This is a genomic window from Streptomyces sp. NPDC039465 (assembly GCF_055639315.1).
Genome location: NZ_JBVKAP010000006.1, coordinates 498,759 through 522,753, shown reverse-complemented (window position 1 = coordinate 522,753; position 23,995 = coordinate 498,759). Strand labels below are relative to the sequence as shown.

Annotated in this window: 20 protein-coding genes; 9 read left to right on the top strand and 11 right to left on the bottom strand. The window is 69.8% G+C overall.

What is annotated here, in order from left to right; translation table 11 throughout:
* Positions 1-233: 233 nt before the first annotated feature.
* Positions 234-2,456 carry a transglycosylase domain-containing protein gene (locus ACZ7LT_RS22755; RefSeq protein WP_471237888.1) on the top strand — a complete coding sequence of 741 codons (2,223 nt, stop codon included), beginning with the start codon at positions 234-236 and terminating at the stop codon, positions 2,454-2,456.
* Positions 2,457-2,609: 153 nt separating this feature from the next.
* Here ACZ7LT_RS22755 and ACZ7LT_RS22750 read toward each other — a convergent pair whose 3' ends face one another.
* From ACZ7LT_RS22750 to ACZ7LT_RS22740, 3 genes are all read right to left on the bottom strand, one after another.
* Positions 2,610-4,502: a SpoIIE family protein phosphatase gene (locus tag ACZ7LT_RS22750; RefSeq protein WP_471237887.1), complete on the bottom strand. Its 1,893-nt coding sequence runs from the start codon at positions 4,500-4,502 to the stop codon at positions 2,610-2,612.
* 233 nt (positions 4,503-4,735) lie between these two features.
* Positions 4,736-5,410: a cytidylyl-2-hydroxypropylphosphonate hydrolase gene (fomD, locus tag ACZ7LT_RS22745; protein ID WP_471237886.1), complete on the bottom strand. Its 675-nt coding sequence runs from the start codon at positions 5,408-5,410 to the stop codon at positions 4,736-4,738.
* A gap of 111 nt (positions 5,411-5,521) precedes the next feature.
* A complete protein-coding gene (locus ACZ7LT_RS22740; protein ID WP_471237885.1) occupies positions 5,522-6,916 on the bottom strand; it encodes a class II fumarate hydratase in 1,395 nt (464 codons plus the stop codon).
* Positions 6,917-7,022: 106 nt separating this feature from the next.
* Between ACZ7LT_RS22740 and ACZ7LT_RS22735 the strand changes: the two genes are divergently transcribed.
* Positions 7,023-8,561, top strand: a complete 1,539-nt coding sequence (locus tag ACZ7LT_RS22735; protein ID WP_471237884.1) for a ricin-type beta-trefoil lectin domain protein — start codon at positions 7,023-7,025, stop codon at positions 8,559-8,561.
* A gap of 86 nt (positions 8,562-8,647) precedes the next feature.
* On the opposite strand, the gene ACZ7LT_RS22730 is transcribed toward ACZ7LT_RS22735, so the two are convergent.
* Positions 8,648-9,295 carry an HAD family acid phosphatase gene (locus tag ACZ7LT_RS22730; RefSeq protein WP_471237882.1) on the bottom strand — a complete coding sequence of 216 codons (648 nt, stop codon included), beginning with the start codon at positions 9,293-9,295 and terminating at the stop codon, positions 8,648-8,650.
* Between the two features lie 166 nt (positions 9,296-9,461).
* Positions 9,462-11,126: a fumarate hydratase gene (locus ACZ7LT_RS22725; protein ID WP_471237881.1), complete on the bottom strand. Its 1,665-nt coding sequence runs from the start codon at positions 11,124-11,126 to the stop codon at positions 9,462-9,464.
* A 215-nt stretch (positions 11,127-11,341) separates the two neighbouring features.
* Here ACZ7LT_RS22725 and ACZ7LT_RS22720 point away from each other — a divergent pair, with 215 nt between their 5' ends.
* Both ACZ7LT_RS22720 and ACZ7LT_RS22715 read left to right on the top strand, forming a co-directional pair.
* Positions 11,342-12,019, top strand: a complete 678-nt coding sequence (locus ACZ7LT_RS22720; RefSeq protein WP_471237880.1) for a DUF1707 SHOCT-like domain-containing protein — start codon at positions 11,342-11,344, stop codon at positions 12,017-12,019.
* A 162-nt stretch (positions 12,020-12,181) separates the two neighbouring features.
* A complete protein-coding gene (locus ACZ7LT_RS22715) occupies positions 12,182-12,553 on the top strand; it encodes a WhiB family transcriptional regulator (RefSeq protein ID WP_471237879.1) in 372 nt (123 codons plus the stop codon).
* 99 nt (positions 12,554-12,652) lie between these two features.
* Here the strand turns inward: ACZ7LT_RS22715 and glpX are convergent, their stop codons facing one another.
* Positions 12,653-13,684, bottom strand: a complete 1,032-nt coding sequence (glpX, locus tag ACZ7LT_RS22710; protein ID WP_471237878.1) for a class II fructose-bisphosphatase — start codon at positions 13,682-13,684, stop codon at positions 12,653-12,655.
* A gap of 117 nt (positions 13,685-13,801) precedes the next feature.
* Here glpX and ACZ7LT_RS22705 point away from each other — a divergent pair, with 117 nt between their 5' ends.
* Positions 13,802-14,335, top strand: coding sequence for a DUF4245 domain-containing protein (locus tag ACZ7LT_RS22705; RefSeq protein ID WP_471237877.1), 534 nt, complete (start codon positions 13,802-13,804; stop codon positions 14,333-14,335).
* 57 nt (positions 14,336-14,392) lie between these two features.
* On the opposite strand, the gene ACZ7LT_RS22700 is transcribed toward ACZ7LT_RS22705, so the two are convergent.
* The 4 genes from ACZ7LT_RS22700 to ACZ7LT_RS22685 form a co-directional block, all read right to left on the bottom strand.
* Positions 14,393-14,983, bottom strand: coding sequence for a malonic semialdehyde reductase (locus ACZ7LT_RS22700; protein ID WP_471237876.1), 591 nt, complete (start codon positions 14,981-14,983; stop codon positions 14,393-14,395).
* Between the two features lie 205 nt (positions 14,984-15,188).
* Positions 15,189-15,431 (bottom strand): exodeoxyribonuclease VII small subunit, encoded by a 243-nt coding sequence (locus ACZ7LT_RS22695; RefSeq protein WP_019889129.1) that lies wholly within the window; start codon positions 15,429-15,431, stop codon positions 15,189-15,191.
* Between the two features lie 10 nt (positions 15,432-15,441).
* Entirely contained in the window at positions 15,442-16,662 is a 1,221-nt protein-coding gene (xseA, locus tag ACZ7LT_RS22690) for an exodeoxyribonuclease VII large subunit (protein WP_471237875.1), read from the bottom strand.
* 120 nt (positions 16,663-16,782) lie between these two features.
* The gene (locus ACZ7LT_RS22685; RefSeq protein WP_471237874.1) at positions 16,783-18,147 is read right to left on the bottom strand and encodes an APC family permease; all 1,365 of its coding nucleotides are present in this window, start codon (positions 18,145-18,147) and stop codon (positions 16,783-16,785) included.
* A gap of 55 nt (positions 18,148-18,202) precedes the next feature.
* Between ACZ7LT_RS22685 and ACZ7LT_RS22680 the strand changes: the two genes are divergently transcribed.
* Positions 18,203-19,195, top strand: coding sequence for a 4-hydroxy-3-methylbut-2-enyl diphosphate reductase (locus ACZ7LT_RS22680; protein ID WP_471237873.1), 993 nt, complete (start codon positions 18,203-18,205; stop codon positions 19,193-19,195).
* A 52-nt stretch (positions 19,196-19,247) separates the two neighbouring features.
* Positions 19,248-20,000, top strand: coding sequence for a polyphosphate--glucose phosphotransferase (ppgK, locus tag ACZ7LT_RS22675; protein WP_471237872.1), 753 nt, complete (start codon positions 19,248-19,250; stop codon positions 19,998-20,000).
* Here ppgK and ACZ7LT_RS22670 read toward each other — a convergent pair.
* Positions 19,997-20,605: a DUF6542 domain-containing protein gene (locus ACZ7LT_RS22670; RefSeq protein WP_471237871.1), complete on the bottom strand. Its 609-nt coding sequence runs from the start codon at positions 20,603-20,605 to the stop codon at positions 19,997-19,999. The genes ppgK and ACZ7LT_RS22670 overlap by 4 nt on opposite strands.
* Before the next feature lie 169 nt (positions 20,606-20,774).
* On the opposite strand from ACZ7LT_RS22670, the gene ychF reads away from it, so the two are divergent.
* A complete protein-coding gene (ychF, locus tag ACZ7LT_RS22665; protein ID WP_471237870.1) occupies positions 20,775-21,863 on the top strand; it encodes a redox-regulated ATPase YchF in 1,089 nt (362 codons plus the stop codon).
* Positions 21,864-22,243: 380 nt separating this feature from the next.
* Positions 22,244-23,989: an N-6 DNA methylase gene (locus tag ACZ7LT_RS22660; protein ID WP_471237869.1), complete on the top strand. Its 1,746-nt coding sequence runs from the start codon at positions 22,244-22,246 to the stop codon at positions 23,987-23,989.
* Positions 23,990-23,995: the final 6 nt, after the last annotated feature.

Here is a 23,995-nt window from a genome sequence, read left to right as displayed (position 1 = left end):
GTCGACAGAGGGCTCAAGCTCCTTGATTTCGTGGAGATTTGCCGCTCCGGGCAACCTTCGAGGGCTCCTGGCCGTCGGTTCCCCTGGGGGTGCGTGCTGATTGTCACCTCCCCATAAGTCGGATCTGTCCAGATCCGTCCTTAGAGGACGGTGTTAGCTTCTTAGGCTGATCCGAAGGCATACGCCTGCATACGACCAGACGACGGCAGACGACGAGCGGGAGCAACGAAGCAATGGGCCGAGCGGAAGCGCGACGGACCCGGCAGCGTGGAACGCGCCGGGCGAAGAGCCGCGGGGGCATACGCCGCTTGTTCACCTGGAAGAAGCTGCTGGGCACCTTCTTCGTGTTCTGCCTGCTCGGGATGGGCGCGCTGTACGTCGTCTATCTGCTGGTCCCGGTCCCCGGCGCCAACATCGAGGCGACCATGCAGAGCAACGTCTACAAGTACAGCAACGGCAAGATCCTCGCCCGTACCGGCAAGATCAACCGTGAGATCGTCGGCCTGGACAAGATCCCGAAGCCGGTTCAGGACACCTTCGTCGCCGCCGAGAACAAGACCTTCTACAAGGACTCCGGCATCGACATCAAGGGCACGGCCCGCGGTGTCTTCAACACGATCACGGGCAAGGGCAAGCAGGGTGGCTCGACCATCACCCAGCAGTACGTGAAGAACTACTACCTGGACCAGGACCAGACGGTCACCCGCAAGCTCAAGGAGCTGGTGATCTCCCTCAAGGTCGACCAGGAGAAGCACAAGCCGGAGATCCTCGCCGGCTACCTCAACACCAGCTACTACGGCCGCGGCGCGTACGGCATCCAGGCCGCCGCCCAGGCCTACTACGGTGTCGACGCCGCCAAGCTCACCGTCGAACAGGGCGCCTACCTCGCCGCGCTGCTCCAGGCCCCCAGCCAGTACGACTGGACCACCGCCAGCCCCACCAGCCGCGGTCTGGTGACCGACCGCTGGAACTACGTCCTCAACAACATGGTCGAGGAGGGCTGGCTCGACAAGGACAAGCGCGCCGGCATGAAGTTCCCCGTCCCGCAGAAGCCGAAGGCGGCGCCGGGCATGGAGGGCCAGACCGGCTATCTGGTCGAGGCCGCCAACCAGGAGCTGATGCGGGCCGGTGTCTCCGAGAAGGACATCAAGGCCGGCGGCTGGACCATCACCACCAACATCGACGAGAGGCGGCAGAAGGACCTCGTCAAGGCCGTCGACCAGGAGCTGGAGGACAAGCTCGACCGCAAGGGCGACAAGTCCCACACGGTCGTCCAGGCCGGGGCGAGCTCCGTCGACCCGAGGACCGGCAGCGTCGTCGCCCTCTACGGCGGCGTCGGCGCCACCGAGCACTGGCTCTCCAACGCCACCCGCCGCGACTACCAGCCCGCCTCCACCTTCAAGCCCATCGTCCTCGCCACCGCCCTGGAGAACGACTCCGAGACGCAGGACGGCGAGAAGATCGGCCTGGGCACGATCTACGACGGCACCAGCAAGCGCCCGGTCGAAGGCAGTGACACCCCCTTCGCCCCGGAGAACGAGGACGACGAGGACTACGGTCCGATCAGCGTCCAGGAGGCCACCAACAGCTCGGTCAACTCGGTCTACGCCCAGATGATCGTGGACGTCGGCCCCCCCAAGGTGAAGAAGACCGCCCTCGACCTCGGGATGCGCGACGGCGAGGGCTGGCCGGAGAAGCCCGCCATGTCGCTGGGCACCATGGGCGCCTCCACCCTGGACATGGCCGGCGCCTACGCCACCCTCGACAACCACGGCAAGAAGGTCACGCCGCGGGTCGTCAAGTCCGCCGAACACCGCGCCCGCACGGTCGAACTGCCGGACCCGATCGGCGGCCAGGTGATCAGCCGCGAGGCGGCCGACACCACCACCTTCGCCATGACCGGCGTGGTCCAGAAGGGCTCCGGCAAGCAGGCCAGGGGCGACTACGAGGCCGCCGGCAAGACCGGCACCTCGGAGAACAACCGCTCCGCCTGGTTCGTCGGCTACACCCCCGAACTCGTCACCGCGGTGGCCCTCTTCGGCGAGAAGCCCGACGGCACCGGCCAGGTCACCCTGACCGACACCGTCGACAAGGGCAAGCGCGCCAACGGAGGTGGCTTCCCCGCCCGGATCTGGGGCGCCTACACCACCGGCGCCCTCGACGGCGGCTCGGACGCCGAGTTCGACCTCGAGATCGACGAGTCCGCCACCGCCCGGCCGGACCCGTCGCCGACCACGTCGCCGTCGAAGACCGAGTCGGCCGATCCGACCCCGTCGAATCCGACCCCCTCGCGCAGCCGCGAGCGGGAGAGCGAGTCGCCCGACCCGACGCCGTCGAAGTCCCGGCCCGAGAAGCCCTCGAAGTCGCCGACCCCGACGAAGTCGCAGACGACCCCGCCCATCGAGCCGCCCGTCGACCCCGACCCGGAGGACGGCGACAACCCGCTGCGCCCGTAGCGGCCCGTACGGCACGAAGGCCGGACCCCGTCAGGGGGTCCGGCCTTCACCCGTTTCGGCGAGAGGGAAGCGCTCAGCCGCCCCTTTGGGCTGGATCCAACCCTGGACGCACTACGGGACGTGCCGCCTGGGTACGGCGTGCCCGCACGCCCCCTACCGCGCCGCCAGCTCGAACCACACCACCTTGCCCGTCGACAGCCGGGTCGCCCCCCACCGCCGGGCCAGCCGGTTCACCAGGAAAAGCCCCCGCCCGCCCTCGTCCGTGTCCCGCGCCCGGCGCTGTCTCGGCAGCTGCGGGGAGTCGTCGCCGACCTCGCAGCGCAGCACGTCGGTCCGCAGCAGCCGCAGCGTCACCGGCCGCTCCGCGTACCGCACGGCGTTGGTGACGACCTCGCTGATCAGCAGCTCGACGGAGTCGGTCAGATCCTCCAGGTCCCAGCGGGCCAGCGCCCGCCGAGCCAGCCGTCGGGCCCGCCCGGGCGCCGCGTCCTCCGGCTCCAGGAACCAGTACGCCACATCGCTCGGCGCGATCCCGTCGAACCGGGCCGCGAGCAGCGCGATGTCGTCGTCCCGGTCCCCGGGGCCGAGCATGTCCAGCACGTCGTCGCAGAGCGCCTCCAGCGGAGGCGGGTGGTCGGGGCCGGTCAGCTGGGCGGTGGCCGCCAGCCTTTCGCGCAGCTGCTCGATCCCGGTCCACACGTCGCGCAGCCGCGACTCGACCAGACCGTCGGTGTACAGCAGCAGCGTCGCACCGGCCGGCGCGTCCAGCTCCACCGCCTCGAAGTCCACCCCGCCCACGCCGATCGGCGCGCCCGGCGGGACGCGCAGCACCTCGGCGCGGCCGCCGAGGTGGAGCAGTATCGGCGGCGGATGCCCGGCGTTGGCGATGGTGATCCGGTGCGAGACCGGGTCGTACACCGCGTACATGCAGGTCGCCATCCGGTTCTCACCGAGCCGCTGCGCCTGCTCGTCCAGGTGGTGCAGCACCTCCTGCGGCGGCAGGTCGAGACCGGCGAGGGTCTGCGCGGTGGTCCGCAGCTGGCCCATGATCGCGGCCGAGGTCATCGAGTGGCCCATCACGTCGCCCACGACCAGCGCGACCCGGCTGCCCGGCAGCGGGATCGCGTCGTACCAGTCACCGCCCACCCGGGCCGTCTCGGCGGCCGGCAGATAGCGGGAGGCGAGCCGCACCCCGGTCGGCTGCGGCAGCGAGTCCGGCAGCATCGTGCGCTGGAGCTCGTCGGCGATGTACGCCTCGCGGCCGTACAGCACGGCCTTGTCGATGCCGAGCGCGGTGTGGGTCGCCAGCTGGGCGGCGACCAGCAGATCGTTGGGTTCGAAGGCGGGCCGGTCGGGGCGGCGCAGGAACACCGCCGCGCCGATCACCCGCCTGCGGCCGCGCAGCGGGGCCAGGATGGCGCGATGGCCGGTGGGCACCACCCGGTCCGCGCCGAGCAGTTCGGGCAGCGCCGCGCGGGCCGCCGCCGAGTCGCCGAAGACCGGACGCACCCCGCGCAGCACCTCGGCGAGCGCCCCGCCCGCGCGGACCTCGCACAGCTCGGCCGCCGGGGTCAGATCGGTGTCGTCGAACACCGGCAGCGGCACGCCGAGCCCGCCCGCCAGCAGGTCGGGGTCGACATCGGTTAAGCGGAGCCGGTCGGTGCGGCGCAGCCGCAGCACGAACGGATCCACCGGCCGCTCGTCGCCCACCGGCAGCGGGTCGCGCAGATAGACCAGGATCGCGTCGGAGAACGTCGGCACGGTGGCCCGGCACAGCCCGAGCACGATCTCGTCCAGGTCTATCCCGCGCGCGATCCGCCGCGTGGCGGCCCCGACGAAACGCAGCCGGTCACCCTCGCGGCGCGCCACGCCGGCCGGGTCCTGCGGCGCCGGTCCGGCCGGCGCGGGCACCGCCGCCGCCGTGGGCGTGGCAGCGGGGGACGCGGCGGCGGGCGCGGGGCGCGCCTCCTGCCGCGGCCGGGTGCGTTCCTGCGGCCGTGCAGCGAGCGGCTGCCGGCCTTCGTGGGAGGTGGGATGCTCCGTCACGCGTGGAATTCCGTCCGTCCGGGCCGGTTGTGCGATGCAATCGCTTGGTCAGCCGATGCCGCGCCTTCGCGGAGGCTAAACCCCGGGGGTGAGAGTTCCGGGCACACATCCGGCACGGCTCTCCCCCTCGTGGATGATTGGCGGTCAGGTCCTGCTCTGTGCACAGCGGTTGATACGTCACGGCGTTGCGGAGGACGATCCTACGTTTGCACCCCGGGGGCGCATCAAGGGTCTCACGGTGCCGTGTGCGCCGGGGTGCGATCCCAGTCGGCGGGCAGCTCGGGCACCGTCCAGCGGGGGTCGGGGCGCCAGTTCTCCCAGCCGTCGGAGAAGGGCGCGCCCCATGCTCTGATCTGCGCGACCGCGTCCTGACCGGCCTGCCTGACCCGCGCCGCGCGGGCCGCGTCCATCAGTCCGACCCGCTGCGCCTGGGCGAATTCGTCCTCGTCGCGCCAGAGCCAGCTGCGGTCGGGATAGACGGAGATGTCGAGAAAATGGTCCTCGGAGTCGATGCCTCCGGACCACCGGATCCGTGGCTCCTCCAAGTTGACGTACCAGCTGCGAAACTCCCAGCCGCGGTCCCAGAACAGCCACACCGACCACGGGTCGGCGGGCCGCGCCAGCTTCAGCACGCCCGTGCCGAACCAGCGGGCCCGGACGGTGGTGCGGGGCGCGGTGTAGCGGGTGGCGAGCGGCTCGTCGTGGACCTGGGTGCCGTCGGCGAGCACCGGTTTGACGCATTCGGTGCCCGGAGCCATCCAGACCGCGAGCAGGTCGTCGGTGTCCTGGACGACGGTGACCGGCCGGCAGATGTGGACCTGGGCCCGCTGGTCCGGGGCGTTGCCGCGATAGCGCCAGAGGATCTGCTCCCCGGGCGCCCAGCGCTGCGTACCTGCCGTTGCTGTCATGAGCAGATCTTAGGAGCACGATCCCCCGGTCGCTGCGATTCAGATCACGGATGCGACCGGGGGACGGGGGGCTGACCGGCCGTTTTCGGTCAGAGTGTGGCCGGGATGGTTTCAGGGGCGGGTCATCCGCAGGACGTCCAGGGCCTCGTCGAGCTGCTCGACCGTGAGCAGCCCCTGTTCGACGTAGCCGGAGTCGAGGACCACCTCGCGGATGGTTTTCCGCTCGGCGAGCGACTTCTTGGCGACCTTCGCGGCCTCCTCGTAGCCGATGTACTTGTTCAGCGGGGTGACCACGGACGGTGACGATTCGGCGTATTCGCGGGCCCGTTCGGCGTTGGCGGTGATGCCGTCGACGGTACGGTCTGCCAGCAGGCGGGAGGCGTTGGCGAGCAGCCGGATCGACTCCAGGAGGTTCTTGGCGATCACCGGCAGCATCACGTTGAGCTCGAAGTTCCCGGCGGCGCCCGCGGTGGCGACGGTGATGTCGTTCCCGGTGACCTGGGCGGCCACCATGAGGACGGCTTCGGGGATCACGGGGTTGACCTTGCCGGGCATGATCGAGGAGCCGGGCTGGAGGTCGGGGAGGTTGATCTCGGCCAGTCCGGTGCGCGGGCCGGAGGCCATCCAGCGCAGGTCGTTGGAGATCTTCGTGAGGCCGACGGCGATGGTGCGCAGCTGTCCTGAGGTCTCGACGAGTCCGTCGCGGGCGCCCTGGGCCTCGAAGTGGTCGCGGGCCTCGGTCAGGGGCAGGCCGGTGGCCCGGGTGACCTCGGCGATCACCGCGGCGGAGAATCCGGCCGGTGTGTTGATGCCGGTGCCCACGGCCGTACCGCCGAGGGGGAGTTCGGCGAGCCGGGGGAGCGAGGCGGTCAGCCGCTCGACGCCGTAGCGGATCTGCGCCGCGTAGCCGCCGAACTCCTGACCGAGCGTCACCGGTGTGGCGTCCATCAGATGCGTACGGCCGGCCTTCACCACTCCTGAGAATTCGGCCGATTTCCGCTCCAGGGAGGCCGCGAGATGCTCCAGCGCCGGGATGAGGTCATGGGTCACCGCGGCGGTCGCGGCGATGTGGATGGAGGACGGGAAGACGTCGTTGGACGACTGGGAGGCGTTCACATGGTCGTTGGGGTGGACCTCCCGGCCCAGGCGCTCGGTGGCCAGGGTGGCCAGCACCTCGTTGGTGTTCATGTTGGAGGAGGTGCCGGAGCCGGTCTGGAAGACGTCCACGGGGAAGTGGTCGTCCCAGCGGCCGTCGGCGACCTCGGCCGCTGCGTCCTCGACGGCGGCCGCGATGTCCTTGTCCAGGACGCCCAGTTCGGCGTTGACCTTGGCGGCGGCGGCCTTGATCTGGGCCAGGGCTCTGATGTGGGCGCGCTCCAGGCGCTGCCCCGACACCGGGAAGTTCTCCACCGCCCGCTGGGTCTGGGCCCGCCATTTGGCGTGCGCGGGAACCCGCACCTCACCCATGGAGTCCCGCTCGATCCGGTACTCGTTCGTATCGCTCATCTTCCTCAACCTCCTGTAAAAGGTGAGCACTTGTCTTGTTCCGGCTATTCCCAAGCCGCGTACCGGCCAGTAAAAACCGTGGGTAACCCCACATCCAGGAGGCGCAATGACGCGCACCAGGCACAGATACGCACTCCGGCGCACGGTCGCCGCCACGTCCGTGCTCGCCGCGGCACTTGGCGGGATCTCGACGACCGTTCCCGCCCGGGCGGCCGAAACCGCCTCCGCCGCCCGGGCCGGCTCCGTCCCGCTGCCGCCCGAGCTGGAGGCGATCCGGGCCGCGGAGGCCACCAAGCTCTACGGCGACCCCGCCGAACGCCCGCTCGCCGAGCGCAAGACCGGGCTGATCTCGCTCGGCGACAGCGAGATCTCCGGTGAGGGCGTCGGCACGTACGAGCCCCCGACCAACGGTCCCACCAACTGGTGCCACCGTTCGCCCGACGCGGCCATCCACCGCACCGGAATCCCCGCGGACGTCACCTACAACGTCTCCTGCTCCGGCGCCTACACCGGCAACATCAGGATCGGCGGCGGCAAGCAGTACGCCGACGAGCTCGTCCAGAGCGACAGCCTCGCCATCAAGGCCCGCAACACCCGGATCAAACTGGTGCTCCTGGTCGCGGGGGCCAACGACGACCTGCAGTTCGGCCCGGTCATGACGGACTGCGTCACCCGCTACCTGACCCTCCAGGGGCCCTGCGAGCCGAAGTACGCCCCCGGCTGGCAGGCCCGCGTCGACGGTCTCGTCCCCAAGGTCGAGCAGACCGTCCGCGACCTGCGGACCGTGATGCGCGACGCCGGATACGCCGACGGCGACTACAAGATGGTCGTCATGGGCTACCCGAGCCCGATCGGCCCCGACTTCCGCGACAACCCCGGCTTCCCCGGCAAGGTCGCCTGCGGCGGCCTCGGCTACGACTCCGACACCGTCTGGGGCCGTAACACCGCCGTCCCCGCCTTCCAGGCCGGCATGCGGCAGGCGGCCCGGAACACCGGCGCCGTCTACCTCGACAACTCCCGGCTCTTCCACGGCCACGAGGTCTGCATGGAGGACCCCTGGGCGCGCGGCCTCTACATCGACCTCTCCAAGCCCGGGACGCCGGACGAGAACTCCGTGCGCCAGTCCTTCCACCCCAACGCGCGCGGGCACGCCGCCTTCGCGTCCTGCCTCACCCAGCTCTACACCTCCGGGCTGCGGGAGGCGAGCTGCGCCGACGTCGACTCGACGGGCAGGCCCACCCTCTTCCCGTACGCCTGGGACGACGTCTACCGGCCCCTGAAGAACGCGGCCACCGGCTCCTGCCTGGACGTGAACGCGGCCACCTCGGCCAACGGCACCGGCGTGCTCGGCTGGGACTGCCACGGCGGTCGCAACCAGGACTGGTGGTACGACCCGGCCCGCCGGACCCTGCACACCGAACTCACCCAGGACCGCTGCCTGGACGTGCCCGCGGCGAAGTACCAGCCGGGGGCGGCGCTCGTCGTGTGGAACTGCTCGGGCGCGGCCAACCAGCGTTTCGTCCGCGAGGCGGGCACCCTGCGCCCCGCGGCCGCGACGCATCTGTGCGCGACGCTCGGCGCGGCGAAGGAGCCGCTGCGGCTCCAGACCTGCGACGGCTCGGCGAACCAGCGGTTCGCCGCGTAGCCGCTTGTCCGCCCGTGTGCGACAAAGGGCCCCGGCCACCGAGGAGGTGGCCGGGGCCCTTCCGTGGACCCGTTCAGGGGCGGGGCTCAGGAGAGCTTGCCGTAGTCCGGCAGCTTGAACGTCCGCTCGGCGTGGCCGCCGACGAGGTCGGAGGTGTTGTTGCCGATGTTGGCGATGATCGTGTAGCCCTTGGCCTCGATCTGCGCGCGCTTCTCCGTCTTGTACGCGCTGACCTCGCCGAACAGGTCCGGCAGGGAGCGTACGTACAGGCCGTCGACGGGGTAGCCGGCCTGCTTCAGGTTCCAGTCGGTCAGGGAGTAGATGATCCCGGGCCGTGCGGTGACGAAGAAGATGGCGACGCCGCGCTCATGGGCGTCCCGGACCAGTTCGCGGATCTCGGGGATGGCCGGGGTCGGCAGCTCCCAGAACGGGTGGAAGTCCGTCTCCAGCGAGGAGTTGTCGATGTCGAGGACGATCGCCTGCTTCTCGCGGCCGGCGTCCTCGGAGCGCGCCTCGATGTACGGGCGGGCCTCGGCGACGACCGTCGCCACGTCACGGCGCCAGGTGCCGTAGTCGATGTCGTGGATGGCCGCGGCCGACGTCGAGTGGCTGTCCGGGTCGGCCGCGGAGGCGGCGGGGGCCGGGCCGACGACGAGGACGGCGGTCAGGGCGAGGGTGGCGGTGGCTCCGGCGGCGGTACGTCTGCGGAGGGGGATGAGGGACATGGCGGGCATGGGGGGCTCCCGAGTGGTCGACCGGCTCAGTGGTTGACATGCTCGCGTTCAATACTGGCCGGTAGGCAACGGGAGGACTACCAGTTGGTAGCGACTTTCTGAGCGGAGATCGACGACGCCCCCCGGTCCGGGAGACCGAGGGGCGAGGCAGTCGGGGCGGTGAGGGTCAGCCGAGACCCGGACCGCGGACCGGGATGTGCGTGAACGTCGGCTCCGGGGCCGGGTTCTGGAAGAAGTCGTTGCCCTTGTCGTCCACCACGATGAACGCCGGGAAGTCCTCGACCTCGATCTTCCAGACCGCCTCCATGCCGAGCTCCTCGTACTCGACGACCTCGACCTTCTTGATGCAGTCCTGCGCCAGGCGGGCCGCGGGACCGCCGATCGAGCCCAGGTAGAAGCCGCCGTGCGCGCCGCACGCGTCCGTGACCTGCTTCGAGCGGTTGCCCTTGGCCAGCATGACCTTCGAGCCGCCCGCGGCCTGGAACTGCTCCACGTACGAGTCCATCCGGCCGGCCGTCGTCGGGCCGAAGGAACCGGACGCGTAACCCTCCGGCGTCTTCGCCGGGCCGGCGTAGTAGACCGGGTGGTCCTTCAGGTACTGCGGCATCTCCTCGCCCGCGTCCAGCCGCTCCTTGATCTTGGCGTGCGCGATGTCGCGCGCCACGACCAGCGGGCCGGTGAGCGAGAGCCGGGTCTTGACCGGGTACTTCGTCAGCTCGGCGAGGATCTCGTCCATCGGCTGGTTCAGGTCGATCTTGACGACGTCGCCCGCCTCCAGGTGGGAGTCCTCGGTCTCCGGCAGGAAGCGCGCCGGGTCCGTCTCCAGCTGCTCCAGGAAGACACCCTCGGCAGTGATCTTGGCGACGGCCTGCCGGTCGGCGGAGCAGGACACCGCGATCGCGACCGGCAGCGAGGCGCCGTGCCGCGGCAAGCGCACCACGCGGACGTCGTGGCAGAAGTACTTGCCGCCGAACTGCGCGCCGATGCCGATCTTCTGCGTCAGCTCGAAGACCTTCTTCTCCAGCTCCTCGTCCCGGAAGCCGTGGCCGAGCTCGGAGCCCTCGGACGGCAGCTCGTCCAGGTAGTGCGCGGAGGCGTACTTCGCGGTCTTCAGGGCGAACTCGGCCGACGTGCCGCCGACGACGATCGCGAGGTGGTACGGCGGGCACGCCGCCGTACCGAGCGAGCGGATCTTCTCCTCCAGGAACTTCATCATGGAGGCCTCGTTGAGGACCGCCTTGGTCTCCTGGTAGAGGAACGACTTGTTGGCCGAGCCGCCGCCCTTGGCCATGAAGAGGAACTTGTAGGCGCCGCCGTCGGTCGCGTACAGCTCGATCTGGGCCGGCAGGTTGGAGCCGGTGTTCTTCTCCTCCCACATGGTGAGGGGAGCCATCTGCGAGTAGCGCAGGTTCAGCTTGGTGTACGCGTCGTAGATGCCGCGCGACAGGGCCTTCTCGTCCTCACCTTCGGTGAGGACGTTCTGTCCGCGCTTGCCCATCACGATCGCCGTGCCGGTGTCCTGGCACATGGGCAGCACGCCCGCGGCGGCGATGTTCGCGTTCTTCAGCAGGTCGAGCGCGACGAACTTGTCGTTGCTCGACGCCTCCGGGTCGTCGATGATCTTCCGCAGCTGGGCGAGGTGAGCCGGGCGCAGATAGTGCTGGATGTCGTGGATGGCCTCGGCGGCGAGCGCGCGCAGCGCCTCCGGCTCGACCTTGAGGAACGTACGGCCGTCGGCCTCGAAGGTGGAGACACCTTCGGAGGTCACCAGGCGGTAGGGCGTGGTGTCCTCTCCCAGGGGGAGCAGATCGGAGTACGCAAACTCTGGCATGGCAGCCATTCCTCACTCGGCAGACAGCTGCGCCGCCTCCGTTGGCGGCGCGCCCACAAGCGTAAGACGGCCGGTACGTCCCGATCCTGTGAGGTAAGGCTCACTTGCCGCCGAACGGGGCCCTCGGGCGGGGCCGGCGGGTCCCGCGGGGATGGGCGGGGCGCCACGGTCGCGCCCCCTAGTCGCGATCTATCGCGTTTCGCTAGGGTGGTGTCGTGGACCTCGAAAAGAAGCCCGAGCAGACGCCGCGTCAGCCGGTCGCCCCCGCCGCCCCGGCCGACACCCTGCGCGCCTCGGACGCCGACCGGGACCGGATCGCGGACATCCTCAGGGACGCCCTGGCCGAGGGCCGGATCGACCCCGAGGAGCACTCGGAGCGGATCGACGCCGTCTACCGCGCCAAGACCGTCGGCGAGCTGGAGCCGCTCGTACGGGACCTGCCGGCCGCCCGGCCGTCCCACCACCCCGCGCCGGATTACGCCTACGGCCCCGAGGAGACCGGCGGCCCGGCCGACAGCCTCGTCGCGGTCTTCTCCAGCTCGACCCGCAAGGGCCGCTGGCGCGTCGGGCGCAGGACCAACGCCTTCGCGCTCTTCGGCAGCATCGAGATCGACCTCACCGAGGCGATCTTCGGCCAGCGGCTCACCACCATCAACGCCACCTCGATCTTCGGCAACGTGGAGGTGCGGGTCCCGGAGAACGTCTCGCTGCGCGGCAGCGGCACCGGCGTCTTCGGCAACTTCGAGGTCGTGACCCTGGAGGGCGCCGACCCGCAGGCCCCGGTGGTGGTCGTCAACGGCTACTCGGTCTTCGGCAACGTCGAGGCGAAGCCGAAGCGGGGCAAGGTGATCGCGGACCTGCGTGACCGGCTGCGCAAGCACCTGGGCCACTGAGCGTCGGCCACCCCCTCACGGTCCGGCGGTGTGACCGGAATTCGCCGCCCCGGGTTCCGGATTTCGGAACTGCGTACCACTCAGTGCTTATCGGCACGCACAGCGGGTAGGGCTTGCTGCATCGTCTCTTCTCGCTTGCGAAGCCGTCGTCAGGAGTGGACCGTGCTGCAACTGCCGCATCAGCCCCTACAGGTCGCCGCCGTTCCGCCCCAGCGACTGCCCGCACGGGAGGATCAGGACGGCCCCTGGCACGCGGAGGCTGTCTGCCGCCGGGACGAGGCGGGCCTGTTCTTCGCCCCCTCCAAGGAGCCGACCGCCGCCCGGCTCTCCCGTGAGGAGGCCGCCAAGCGCGTCTGCGCCCGCTGCCCCGTGATGGTCGAATGCCGGGAGCACGCGCTGCTCCAGCCCGAGCCGTACGGCGTGTGGGGCGGGCTCACGGCCGCCGAGCGCCGCGTCGTGCTCGCCCGGCGCCGCCGTCGCGAGATCGAGCTCAGGAAGGCCGCCGCGGCCGAGCGGATCGCCGCCGCGGGCTGACGGCGCGCCGGTACGGCACCTGTCCGCCAGGCCCGGGTCCGTACGGGAAGGGGCGCCCCCACCGCACATGGGGGCGCCCCTCTTCGTCCTGCTGTGGGTCTACTTCGCGCGGTCGAAGTCGATCTTGCTGTAGGCGCGCAGCTTCGCGAGCCGGTGCTCCGAGTCGATCTGGCGGATCGTGCCCGACTTCGAGCGCATGACCAGCGACGACGTGGTCGCGGTCTCCGAGCGGTAGCGGACACCGCGCAGCAGCTCGCCGTCGGTGATGCCGGTCGCGACGAAGAACACGTTCTCACCGCTGACCAGGTCGTTGGTCGAGAGCACCCGGTCGAGGTCGTGGCCCGCGTCGATCGCCTTCTGGCGCTCCGCGTCGTCCTTCGGCCACAGCTTGCCCTGGATGACACCGCCCAGGCACTTGATGGCGCAGGCCGAGATGATGCCCTCGGGCGTACCGCCGATGCCCAGGAGCATGTCGACGCCGGTGCCCTCGCGGACGGCCATGATCGAACCGGCCACGTCGCCGTCCGAGATGAACTTGATCCGGGCGCCGGTTTCGCGGATCTCCTTGACGATGCCCTCGTGGCGGGGGCGGTCCAGGATCACGACCGTGACGTCCTCGGCGGACATGTTCTTGGCCTTGGCGACCCGGCGGATGTTCACCGAGACCGGGGCGTTGATGTCGACGAAGTCGGCCGCCTCGGGGCCCGTGACCAGCTTGTCCATGTAGAACACGGCGGACGGGTCGAACATCGTGCCGCGGTCGGCGGCGGCGAGCACCGCGATGGCGTTCGGCATGCCCTTGGCGTTGAGCGTCGTGCCGTCGATCGGGTCGACGGCGATGTCGACCTCGGGGCCGGTGCCGTCGCCGATGCGCTCCCCGTTGTAGAGCATGGGGGCTTCGTCCTTCTCGCCCTCGCCGATGACGACGACGCCGTTCATCGAGACGGTGGAGACGAGGGTCCGCATGGCGTTCACGGCCGCGCCGTCGGCACCGATCTTGTCGCCGCGGCCGACCCAGCGGCCGGCCGCCATGGCGGCGGCCTCGGTGACCCGGACCAGTTCCAGGGCCAGGTTGCGGTCAGGAGCCTCGGGGGAAACCTCGAGCTCGGACGGCAGATGATGCTCGGTCATCGGAGCGCACCTTTCTGTACGGCGACGGCCGGGAAAAAGAGGGTGCTGCGACTCTATCGGTAGGTCGACATATTGAGCAGAGGGGCCCACGTATGAGCAGAACACCGTGATGCGAACATGGTGGGCGTGGCAGGTACGCGAGGCAAGCAGACAGTACGCGGGATGATCAAGTCGATGGCGGTCATCCTCGCCGCCGCGGGCGTGATGTATCTCTTCATCCCGCACGACGAATCGGCGAACCCGGTCAAGGCCAAGGACTACCGGATCGAGCTCCTGACGGCCCAGCGCGCGGCCCCGTACCCGGTGCTGGCACCGGAGGGCCTCGGCGAGGGCTGGACGGCCACGACGGTCTCGTACAAGCGCGAGAAGAACGACGCGTGGCAGCTGGGCTTCCTGGACCCGGACACGCAGTACGTGGCGATCCACCAGTCCACCGAGGACCCGAAGAGGTACATCCCCCGGGTCACCCAGCAGGCCGCGGACACGGGCAAGACCCAGACCGTGGCCGGCGGGACCTGGCAGCGCTGGGAGGGCCCGAAGTACGACGCCCTGGTGCGTACGGACGGCAAGGTCACGACGCTGGTGACGGGAACGGCGTCCTTCGACCGCCTGGCCCAGATGGTGGCGGCGCTCCAGTCGAAGAAGGCGTGAGGCACGACGAAGCCCCGGGCGAGGAGGTGGCCCGGGGCTTCGTCGTGTCCGGCGTCGTCAGACGGTGGTGACGACGTCCTCGTAGGCGAGGCGCGGGGAGCGGGGGAACCAGGCGTCGTCGCCGGGCTTGCCGATGTTGACGACCATGATCGGGGTGTGGTCGTCGTCGAGGAATTCCTTCTGGACGCCCGCGAAGTCGACGCCGGTCATCGGGCCGGCGGCGAGGCCCGCGGCGCGGACGCCGACGATGAAGTACGCGGCCTGGAGGGCGGCGTTGAGCAGCGCGGAGTTCTCCCGGACCGGACGCTCGGCGAAGAAGAGGTCCTTGGCCTGCGGGAAGTGCGGCAGCAGCGCCGGGAGCTCCTCGTGGAACTCGTTGTCGGCGGAGAGGATCGCGACCAGCGGGGCGGCGGCCGTCTTGGGCTGGTTGCCCTCGGCCATGTGCGTCACCAGGCGCTCGCGGGCCTCGGCCGAGCGGACGAGCGTGATCCGCAGCGGGGTCTGGTTGAAGGCGGTGGGGCCGTACTTGACCAGGTCGTAGATGGCCTGGACCTGCCCCTCGGTGACCGGCTCGTCGGTGAACGTGTTCGCGGTGCGGGCCTCGCGGAAGAGGAGGTCCTGGGCGGCGGGGTCAAGAACGAGGGACATGCTGCGTACCTTCCGAACGTGCAATGCAAGGGGGGACTTGCGATGCCACCAACGTACGCAGCAATAGGTTAACTTTCAACTAAGTGGAGGGTCCGGTGAGCGGACTCACAGCGGACTCGCACTGGACTGCGGGCGGCGACCGGTCACCGCCAGGCGGACAGCGCGCTGCCGGACAGGCCCGAAAGGCCCGACAAGGCCCGACAGGTCAGCCGCGGGCGCGCTGCGCGGCCTCCTCGGCCTCCTCCTCCGCGAGCGCCGCGTCGAGCCGCGCCCTGGCCCCCTCCAGCCAGCGGCGGCAGACCTTGGCCAGTTCCTCGCCCCGCTCCCAGAGCGCCAGCGACTCCTCCAGGGTCGTCCCGCCCGCCTCCAGCCGGCGCACGACCTCGATCAACTCGTCGCGGGCCTGCTCGTAGCCGAGCGCCGCCACCTCTTCCGTCTTCGCTGCCATGCGATCCACCCTATGCGTGAGGTCCGACAACGCGGCGTACGGTCAACTCGCCCTCGGCGACCCGGGCCCGCAGCTCCTCGTCCGCCGCGACCTCGTCCGGGGAGCGGACGACATGCCCGTCCGCCCGCTGCAGCACCGCGTACCCGCGCTCCAGTGTGGCGGCGGGGGAGAGGGACAGGACCCGGGCGCGGGTGTGGGAGATCTCGGAGTCGGCCCGGTCGAGGAGGTGCCCGAGGACCCGGCGGCTACGGGCGAGCAGGGCGTGCAGCTCGTCCTCCCGCTCCTCCAGCATCCGGTGCGGATGCTCCATGACGGGCCGGGTGAGGGCGTGCGCCAGGCCGCGCTCCTCCCGCTCCAGCATCGCCCGTACGCACCGCAGCCCCCGGTCGCGCAGGGCCTGCACGCGGTCCAGCTCCTCGCCGACGTCCGGGACCACCTTCTTGGCGGCGTCGGTCGGGGTGGCGGCGCGCAGATCGGCGACGAGGTCGAGCAGGGGTGTATCCGGTTCGTGCCCGATGGCGGAGACGACGGGTGTACGGCAGGCGGCCACCGCGCGTACGAGCTGCTCGTCCGAGAACGGCAGCAGGTCCTCGACGCTGCCGCCGCCGCGCGCCACGATGATCACGTCCACGTCCGTGTGCGCGTCGAGCTCCTCGACCGCCTGGACGACCTGGGGCACGGCGTGGACGCCCTGGACGGCGACGTTGCGCACCTCGAAGCGGACGTGGGGCCAGCGGTGCCGGGCGACCTCGAGCACGTCCCGCTCGGCGGCGGACGCCCGCCCGCAGACGAGCCCGATGAGCTGGGGGAGGAAAGGCAGGGACTTCTTCCGGTCGGCGGCGAAGAGCCCCTCGGCGCCGAGGCTCCGCTTGAGCTGCTCCAGCCGCGCGAGCAGCTCCCCGATGCCGACGGGCCGGATCTCGGCGGCCCGCAGCGAGAGCTGCCCCCGGGGCGCGTACCACTCGGGCTTGGCGTGGACGACGACCCGGGCGCCCTCGGAGACGATGTCGGCGACGGCGTCGAAGACCTGGCGGTAGCAGGTCACCGCGACGGAGATGTCGTACGACGGATCGCGCAGCGTCATGAAGACGACCCCGGCGCCGGGGCGCCGCGACAACTGCGTGATCTGCCCCTCGACCCAGACCGCCCCGAGCCGGTCGATCCACCCACCGATGAGCCGTGACACCTCACCGACGGGAAGGGGCGCGTCGGCAGACGTGGAAAGAGCCATGCGCCGAGCCTAACGGCGCCCACGGACAACGCCCCTGGGGTTGGCGGGAGGGCGGCCGGGCGTACCCGGTTTCCGGCCGTACCCGGTTTCCGGCCGGGCACGCGCGCGTAATGCCCCCTCTCACTCCTCCCGCTGCCCGCCCAGCGGCTTCGCTCCCTGCATCGCCAGGACGATCAGCCCCACCCCGAGCCACACCACGCCCACCACCTGCGCCGACACCGACGCCTCGACGATCACCGCGATCAGGATCACCGCGCCGACGAGCGGGAGCGTCACATGGCGGAGCCAGTGCGGCGGCCCCTCCATGCGGCGGAGCGCGAACCAGCCCACCACGCTCGCGTGGAGCATGACGAACGCCGTCAGTGCCCCGATGTCCACCACCGACACCAGGTGGTCCATCCCGTCGTCCTGCCGCGCCGCCCACACCGCCGCGACCAGCGTCACCCCCGCCGCGCACAGCAGCGCCACCCGCGGCACCCCCGAGTCCGTACGGGCCAGCGCGTGCGGAAGGCGACGGTCGCGGGCCATCGCGAACAGCAGCCGCCCCGCCGCCGCCTGCCCGGCCAGCGCCGCGAACGCCGCCCCGATCGCCTTGCTGACGGCCACCAGATCGTGCAGCCACCCTCCGACCGACACGTCGACGGCGTCGTAGAAGGCGGAGCCCTGCTTCGCCGGCTCCGCGGCCAGATCCGCCGACGACACCGGTTGCAGCAGCGCCACCAGATACGTCTGCGCCATGAAGAGCACCCCCGCGAGCCCCAGGCAGAGCAGCACCGCCCGCGCGACCTTCCGCGACCCGCCGGTGACCTCCTCCGCGAAGGAGGCGATGGCGTCGAAACCGAGGTACGACAGCACGGCGATGGACACCGCCCCGAGCACCGCACCCAGCGAGAACGCCATGTCCCCGCCCAGCGGCGACCACCAGTCCCGCCGCGTCCCGTCCCGTACGAGCACCAGCACCGCCGCGACCACGAAGACCAGCAGCACCACGATCTCCATCGCCAGGACGGCGAAGCCGACCCGCGCGGCGGCTCGTACGCCCCACAGGTTGAGCAGCGTCGTGATCACGACCGCGATCCCGGTCCACACCCACCGGTCGATCTCCGGAACGAGCGCCTCCATCGCGATCCCGGAGAAGAGGTAGGCGACCGCCGGGATCAGCATGTAGTCGAGCATCGCCATCCACCCGGCGATGAACCCCGGCCCTTCGCCGAGCCCCTTGCGCGCGTACGTGAAGACCGACCCGGCCAGCGGCGCCACCCGGACCATCTGGGCATAACTGAATGCGGTGAACGCCATCGCCACCGTCGCAACGAGATAGACCAGCGCGACCGCCCCGTGCGACTTCGCGTCGAGCGTCCCGAAGACACCGACCGGCGCCATGGGGGCGATGAAAAGCAGCCCGTAGACGACGAGATCACGGAAGCCGAGAGTCCGCCGCAGGCTTTCGTGCGGCGAGGTGTCCTGTGCGCCGGTGCCGGTCATGCGGCTCAGTCTCGACCACCGAGCCGATCTTTCCCGTGTGCGGCGCGGCCTTACGATGGGACGCATGACTGCTACGTCCCGCCCGAAGCGTGTCCTGCTCGCCGCTCCCCGTGGCTACTGCGCGGGCGTCGACCGTGCTGTGATCGCCGTGGAGAAGGCCCTGGAGCAGTACGGGGCGCCGATCTACGTCCGCCACGAGATCGTCCACAACAAGTACGTCGTACAGACCCTTGAGAAGAAGGGCGCGATCTTCGTCGACCAGGCGACCGAGGTGCCCCCGGGCAACATCGTGATGTTCTCGGCGCACGGCGTGGCCCCCTCGGTCCACAAGGAGGCCGCCGACGGCAAGCTGGCCACCATCGACGCCACCTGCCCGCTGGTCACCAAGGTCCACAAGGAGGCCGTCCGGTTCGCGAAGGAGGACTTCGACATCCTCCTGATCGGCCACGAGGGCCACGAGGAGGTCATCGGCACCTCCGGCGAGGCCCCCGACCACATCACCCTGGTCGACGGCCCCGAGGACGTCGCGAACGTGACGGTGCGGGACGAGTCGAGGGTCGTCTGGCTCTCGCAGACCACGCTCTCCGTCGACGAGACGATGGAGACCGTGGACGCGCTGAAGGAGAAGTTCCCGCAGCTCATCTCCCCGCCGTCGGACGACATCTGCTACGCCACCCAGAACCGCCAGACCGCGATCAAGGAGCTGGCCCAGCAGGCCGACCTCGTGATCGTGGTGGGGTCGAAGAACTCCTCGAACTCGATCCGCATGGTCGAGGTCGCCAAGCAGGCCGGCGTCCCCGACGCGCACCTGGTCGACTTCGCCAGCGAGATCGACGAGGCCTGGCTGGAGGGCGTCACGACCGTCGGACTGTCCTCGGGCGCCTCGGTGCCGGACGTCCTGGTCGAGGAGGTCCTCGAGTGGCTCTCCGAGCGCGGCTACGCCGATGTGGAGATCGTCAAGACGGCCGACGAGTCGCTGACCTTCTCCCTGCCGAAGGAGCTCCGCCGCGACCTGCGCGCGGAGGCGGCCGAGCTCGTCAAGGAGTAGACCGAGCTCGTCGAAGGAGTAACTGTCAGCGCCTGCCCGTAACGTTGTGTCCATGAACGTCTTCGGAGTGGACATCGGCGGATCGGGGATCAAAGGCGCCCCGGTGGATCTGGAGCGCGGTGATCTGGCCGAGCCGCGCCACAAGGTACTGACCCCGCAGCCCGCGACACCCGACGGTGTCGCGGGCTGCGTCGCGCAGGTCGTGGAGCACTTCGGCTGGTCGGGCCCGGTCGGGGTGACGTTCCCCGGTGTGGTCACCGGCTCCACGGTCCGTACGGCGGCCAATGTGGCCAAGGACTGGATCGACGTGGACGCGGGCGCGCTGCTCGGCGAGCGCCTGGGCGGCCTGCCGGTGACGGTCCTCAACGACGCGGACGCGGCGGGCGTCGCGGAGATGACCTTCGGCGCGGGCCGGGGGCGCAAGGGCACGGTCATGCTGCTGACCTTCGGTACGGGCATCGGCAGCGCGGTCTTCACCGAGGGGCGGCTCGTGCCCAACACGGAGCTGGGCCACCTGGAGCTGAAGGGCCACGAGGCGGAGAAGCGGGCCTCCACGAAGATCAAGGAGGACGAGGGCCTGAGCTGGGAGCAGTGGGCCCGGCGGGTCGAGAAGTACCTGGCCCATCTGGAGATGCTGTTCTCGCCGGAGCTGTTCATCGTGGGCGGCGGGGTGAGCCGCAAGGCGGAGAAGTTCCTGCCGCTGATCGAGGGGATCAGGGCGGAGATCGTCCCGGCACAGCTGCAGAACAACGCGGGGATCGTGGGAGCGGCGATGGCGGCGAGCGCGGGAGGTGGGGCCCGCTAGGGGGCGATCCGGCGGGCGGCCGGGCCGGTACGGGCGGGGGCCGGGGCGGTGGTCCGCTGACGGCGTCCCATCAGCCGTACCTTCCGTACGGAGGTGATGAGCCCGGCCACGAGGGTGCCGCCGTAGAGCCACCCGGCGTGCACGGCGAGCGCGGTCACGACGGCCATCGTCTGCGCGCCGAAGCCGCCCATACCGCCTGAGATGGGGACGACCCCGACGGCGAAGGCGATGGGCACGCTGATCGGCGCGGTGACCAGGTCGGCCGAGCGCACCCAGAGCGCGGTCAGGGCGCTGACCGGCAGGAACAGCAGCCCGTACACAACCGCGGAGTCGTCCAGGAGAAGCCAGTCCAGACAGCCGAGCAGCAGCATCGAGGCGCAGGCGAAGAGCCCGGCGCCGAGGCCGGTGAGCCGGGGGCTCGGGAACCGGCGCAGCAGGTGGACGACCGGCGGGACGGCCCGGCGGGGCGGCCCGGGCTTGCCGGGGCGCGGGGAAGGGGGCGCGACCGGATAGACGGAGCCGCCTTCCGCGAGCGCGCCGGCCGGCGGAAGAGGGGGCTGCGGCCGCGGCCGGCGCCCGGGGTGATGTGTCCTGTGCTGCTCCACTTGGACAACGTAGGTCCGCCAGGCCCCGGAAACCGGCACAGGACACGCGCTTTGGCCGAGCTTGCCGGTGAGTTCGACCGGTACGGCACGCGGGGGCAGCCGGTGCACCCTCGACACGCCCGTAAACTGGTGGATCGGCCCCCCATTCCCACTGCAGGAAGTCGCCAACGTGTCGCTCACGATCGGAATCGTCGGTCTGCCGAATGTCGGCAAGTCGACCCTGTTCAACGCCCTGACCAAGAACGACGTGCTGGCGGCCAACTACCCGTTCGCCACCATCGAGCCGAACGTCGGCGTCGTCGGTGTCCCGGACGCCCGTCTGACCAAGCTGGCCGAGATCTTCAGCTCGCAGCGGGTCCTCCCGGCGACGGTCGACTTCGTCGACATCGCGGGCATCGTGCGCGGCGCCTCGGAGGGTGAGGGCCTGGGCAACAAGTTCCTGGCGAACATCCGCGAGTCGGACGCGATCTGCCAGGTCATCCGTGCCTTCAAGGACGAGAACGTCGTGCACGTGGACGGCAAGGTCTCGCCCAAGGACGACATCGAGACGATCAACACCGAGCTGATCCTCGCGGACCTCCAGACGATCGAGAAGGTCCTGCCGCGCCTCCAGAAGGAGATGCGGATCAAGAAGGACACGGCGCCGAAGGTCGCGGCGGTCGAGGCGGCGAAGGAGATCCTGGAGCGGGGCGACACCCTCTTCTCCCAGGGCATCGTCCAGGGCTCCGAGAAGGCCGAGCTCCTGCACGACCTGCACCTGCTGACGACGAAGCCGTTCCTCTACGTCTTCAACGTCGACGAGGACGAGCTGACGGACGAGTCTTTCAAGGACGAGCAGCGCGCCCTGGTGGCCCCGGCCGAGGCGATCTTCCTCAACGCCAAGCTGGAGCAGGACCTCGCGGAGCTGGACGAGGAGGACGCCATGGAGCTCCTCCAGTCCGTCGGCGCGGAAGAGCCGGGCCTCGCGACCCTGGCCCGCGTCGGCTTCGACACCCTCGGCCTCCAGACGTACCTGACGGCGGGCCCGAAGGAGTCCCGCGCCTGGACGATCAAGAAGGGCGCGACGGCCCCCGAGGCGGCCGGCGTGATCCACACGGACTTCCAGAAGGGCTTCATCAAGGCCGAGGTCATCTCCTTCGCGGACCTGGTCGCCACGGGCTCGGTAGCCGAGGCCCGCGCGAAGGGCAAGGCCCGCATGGAGGGCAAGGAGTACGTGATGCAGGACGGCGACGTGGTGGAGTTCCGCTTCAACGTGTAGCGGGTGACATATCACCACGTCGCTGATCTTGCAAACATGCAGGTCAGAAGGGGTCCGACTCTCTGGAGTCGGACCCCTTGGTTTTCCCCGTGCTGGGATGGTGCTGGGATGATTGACCCCTCGTCACCTGTCATCAACCCTGCTCATCCCTACCGTGCTGGGATTGTGCTGGGATGTGGATGGGCTGCCGGTGCTGGGTTCCGCTCTGGTCAGCCCCGTGACCACGATTCGATCGCTGCGGGAACGCCAGCTGCCGCACCGGGTACCCACCCAGGCCGACCTGCAAGAGCAGGTCGAGGGGCCATGGCTGAACCATGGGACGGTGGGTGCCGTCTCTGGCAAAGTGATCGGCACGGCTAGACGAATCTCGTGAGGAACCTGTGAGCACGCTCGGTAGCTTCATCTGGTCAATCGCTGACCAGCTTCGGGGCCCCTACCGCCCCAACCAGTACGGGACAGTGATCCTCCCGTTCACGATCCTGAGACGGCTCGACTGCGTACTCGAGCCGGACCGCGCGGTGGTACGGGATCTGGCAGCGAGGTACGAAAACCCGAACCGGCTCAAGGTCGAGGTCAAGAAGGCCACGGGGCGGACGTTCTACAACACCTCCAACTACGCGTTCGCGAACCTGCTGGCCGATGCCGACGGGCTGGCGGACAACCTCGCCGAGTACATCGACCGGTTTTCCCCCGACGTGGACGTGTTCGAGTACTTCGACTTCAAGAAGGAGATCCTGGCCCTGGAGAAGGCCGGGCTCCTGCGCGAGATCGTCAAGTCCTTCGGCGCCGTCGACCTGCATCCCACTGTGGTGTCGAACGCAGACATGGGAGATGCGTTCGAGTACATCATCCGCAAGTTCAATGAGGCCGCGAACGAGACCTCCGGAGATCACTACACACCGCGCGACGCGATCCGGCTGCTGGTCGACCTGCTCTTCGCGGAGAAGGACGTCGACCTCAGCGAGGGCGGTATCATCCGGTCGCTGTACGACCCAACCGCCGGCACAGGCGGCATGCTCTCCCTGGCAGAGGAACACCTGCTCGCCGAGAACCCCGAAGCGAAGCTGAGCCTGTACGGCCAGGAGTACAACCCGCAGTCGTACGCCATCTGCAAGTCCGACCTGCTCGCCAAGGGCCACGACGCGACCAACATTGCGTTTGGCAACACGCTCACCGATGACGCCTTCAAGGGCCGCCAGTTCGACTATTGCATGTCCAACCCGCCCTACGGGGTGGACTGGAAGCAGTACGCCAAGGCAGTCAAGGCGGAGCGTGACTCCGCCGGCCCCTACGGCCGATTCGCGCCGGGACTCCCCGCGACCTCGGACGGTCAGATGCTCTTCCTGCTCCACTTGGCCCACAAGATGCGCGCACCCGAGGACGGCGGCGGCCGCGTTGGCATCATCATGAACGGCTCGCCGCTCTTCAACGGCGCCGCCGAATCCGGCCCTTCCAACATCCGCAGGTGGCTGCTGGAGAACGACCTGGTCGAGACGATCGTCGCCCTGCCGACCAACATGTTCTTCAACACCGGCATCGCCACCTACATCTGGATCCTCGACAACACCAAGCACCCCGACCGCCAGGGCAAGGTCCAGCTCATCGACGGCATGTCGTTCTGGACCAAGATGCGCAAGAATCTCGGGTCCAAGGGGCGCGAGATCAGCGACGATGACCGCGCCGAGGTCGTGCGGCTGTACGCTGACTTGGAGGACGCCGACCCTGACTTCTCCAAGATGCTGCGCAACGACGAGTTCGGCTACTGGACCATCACAGTCGAACGTCCCCTGCTCGATGAAGACGGGAACCCTGTCGTCGACCGTAAGGGCAACCCGAAGCCCGACTCGAAAAAGCGTGACACGGAAAACGTACCCTTCACCTACGGCGGCTCAACCGCCGGTGCGGCAGGGGAGCGCGAAGTCATCCAGACGTACTTCGACGCGGAGGTGAAGCCGCACGTACCTGACGCCTGGATCGACTGGGCCAAGACCAAGACGGGCTACGAGATCCCCTTCACCCGCCACTTCTACAAGTACGTTCCGCCCCGTCCACTCGCGGAGATCGACGCTGATCTGGAGAAGCAGGTCGCCATGATTCTCGACCTGCTGCGAGAGGTCGAGAAGTGAGTACAG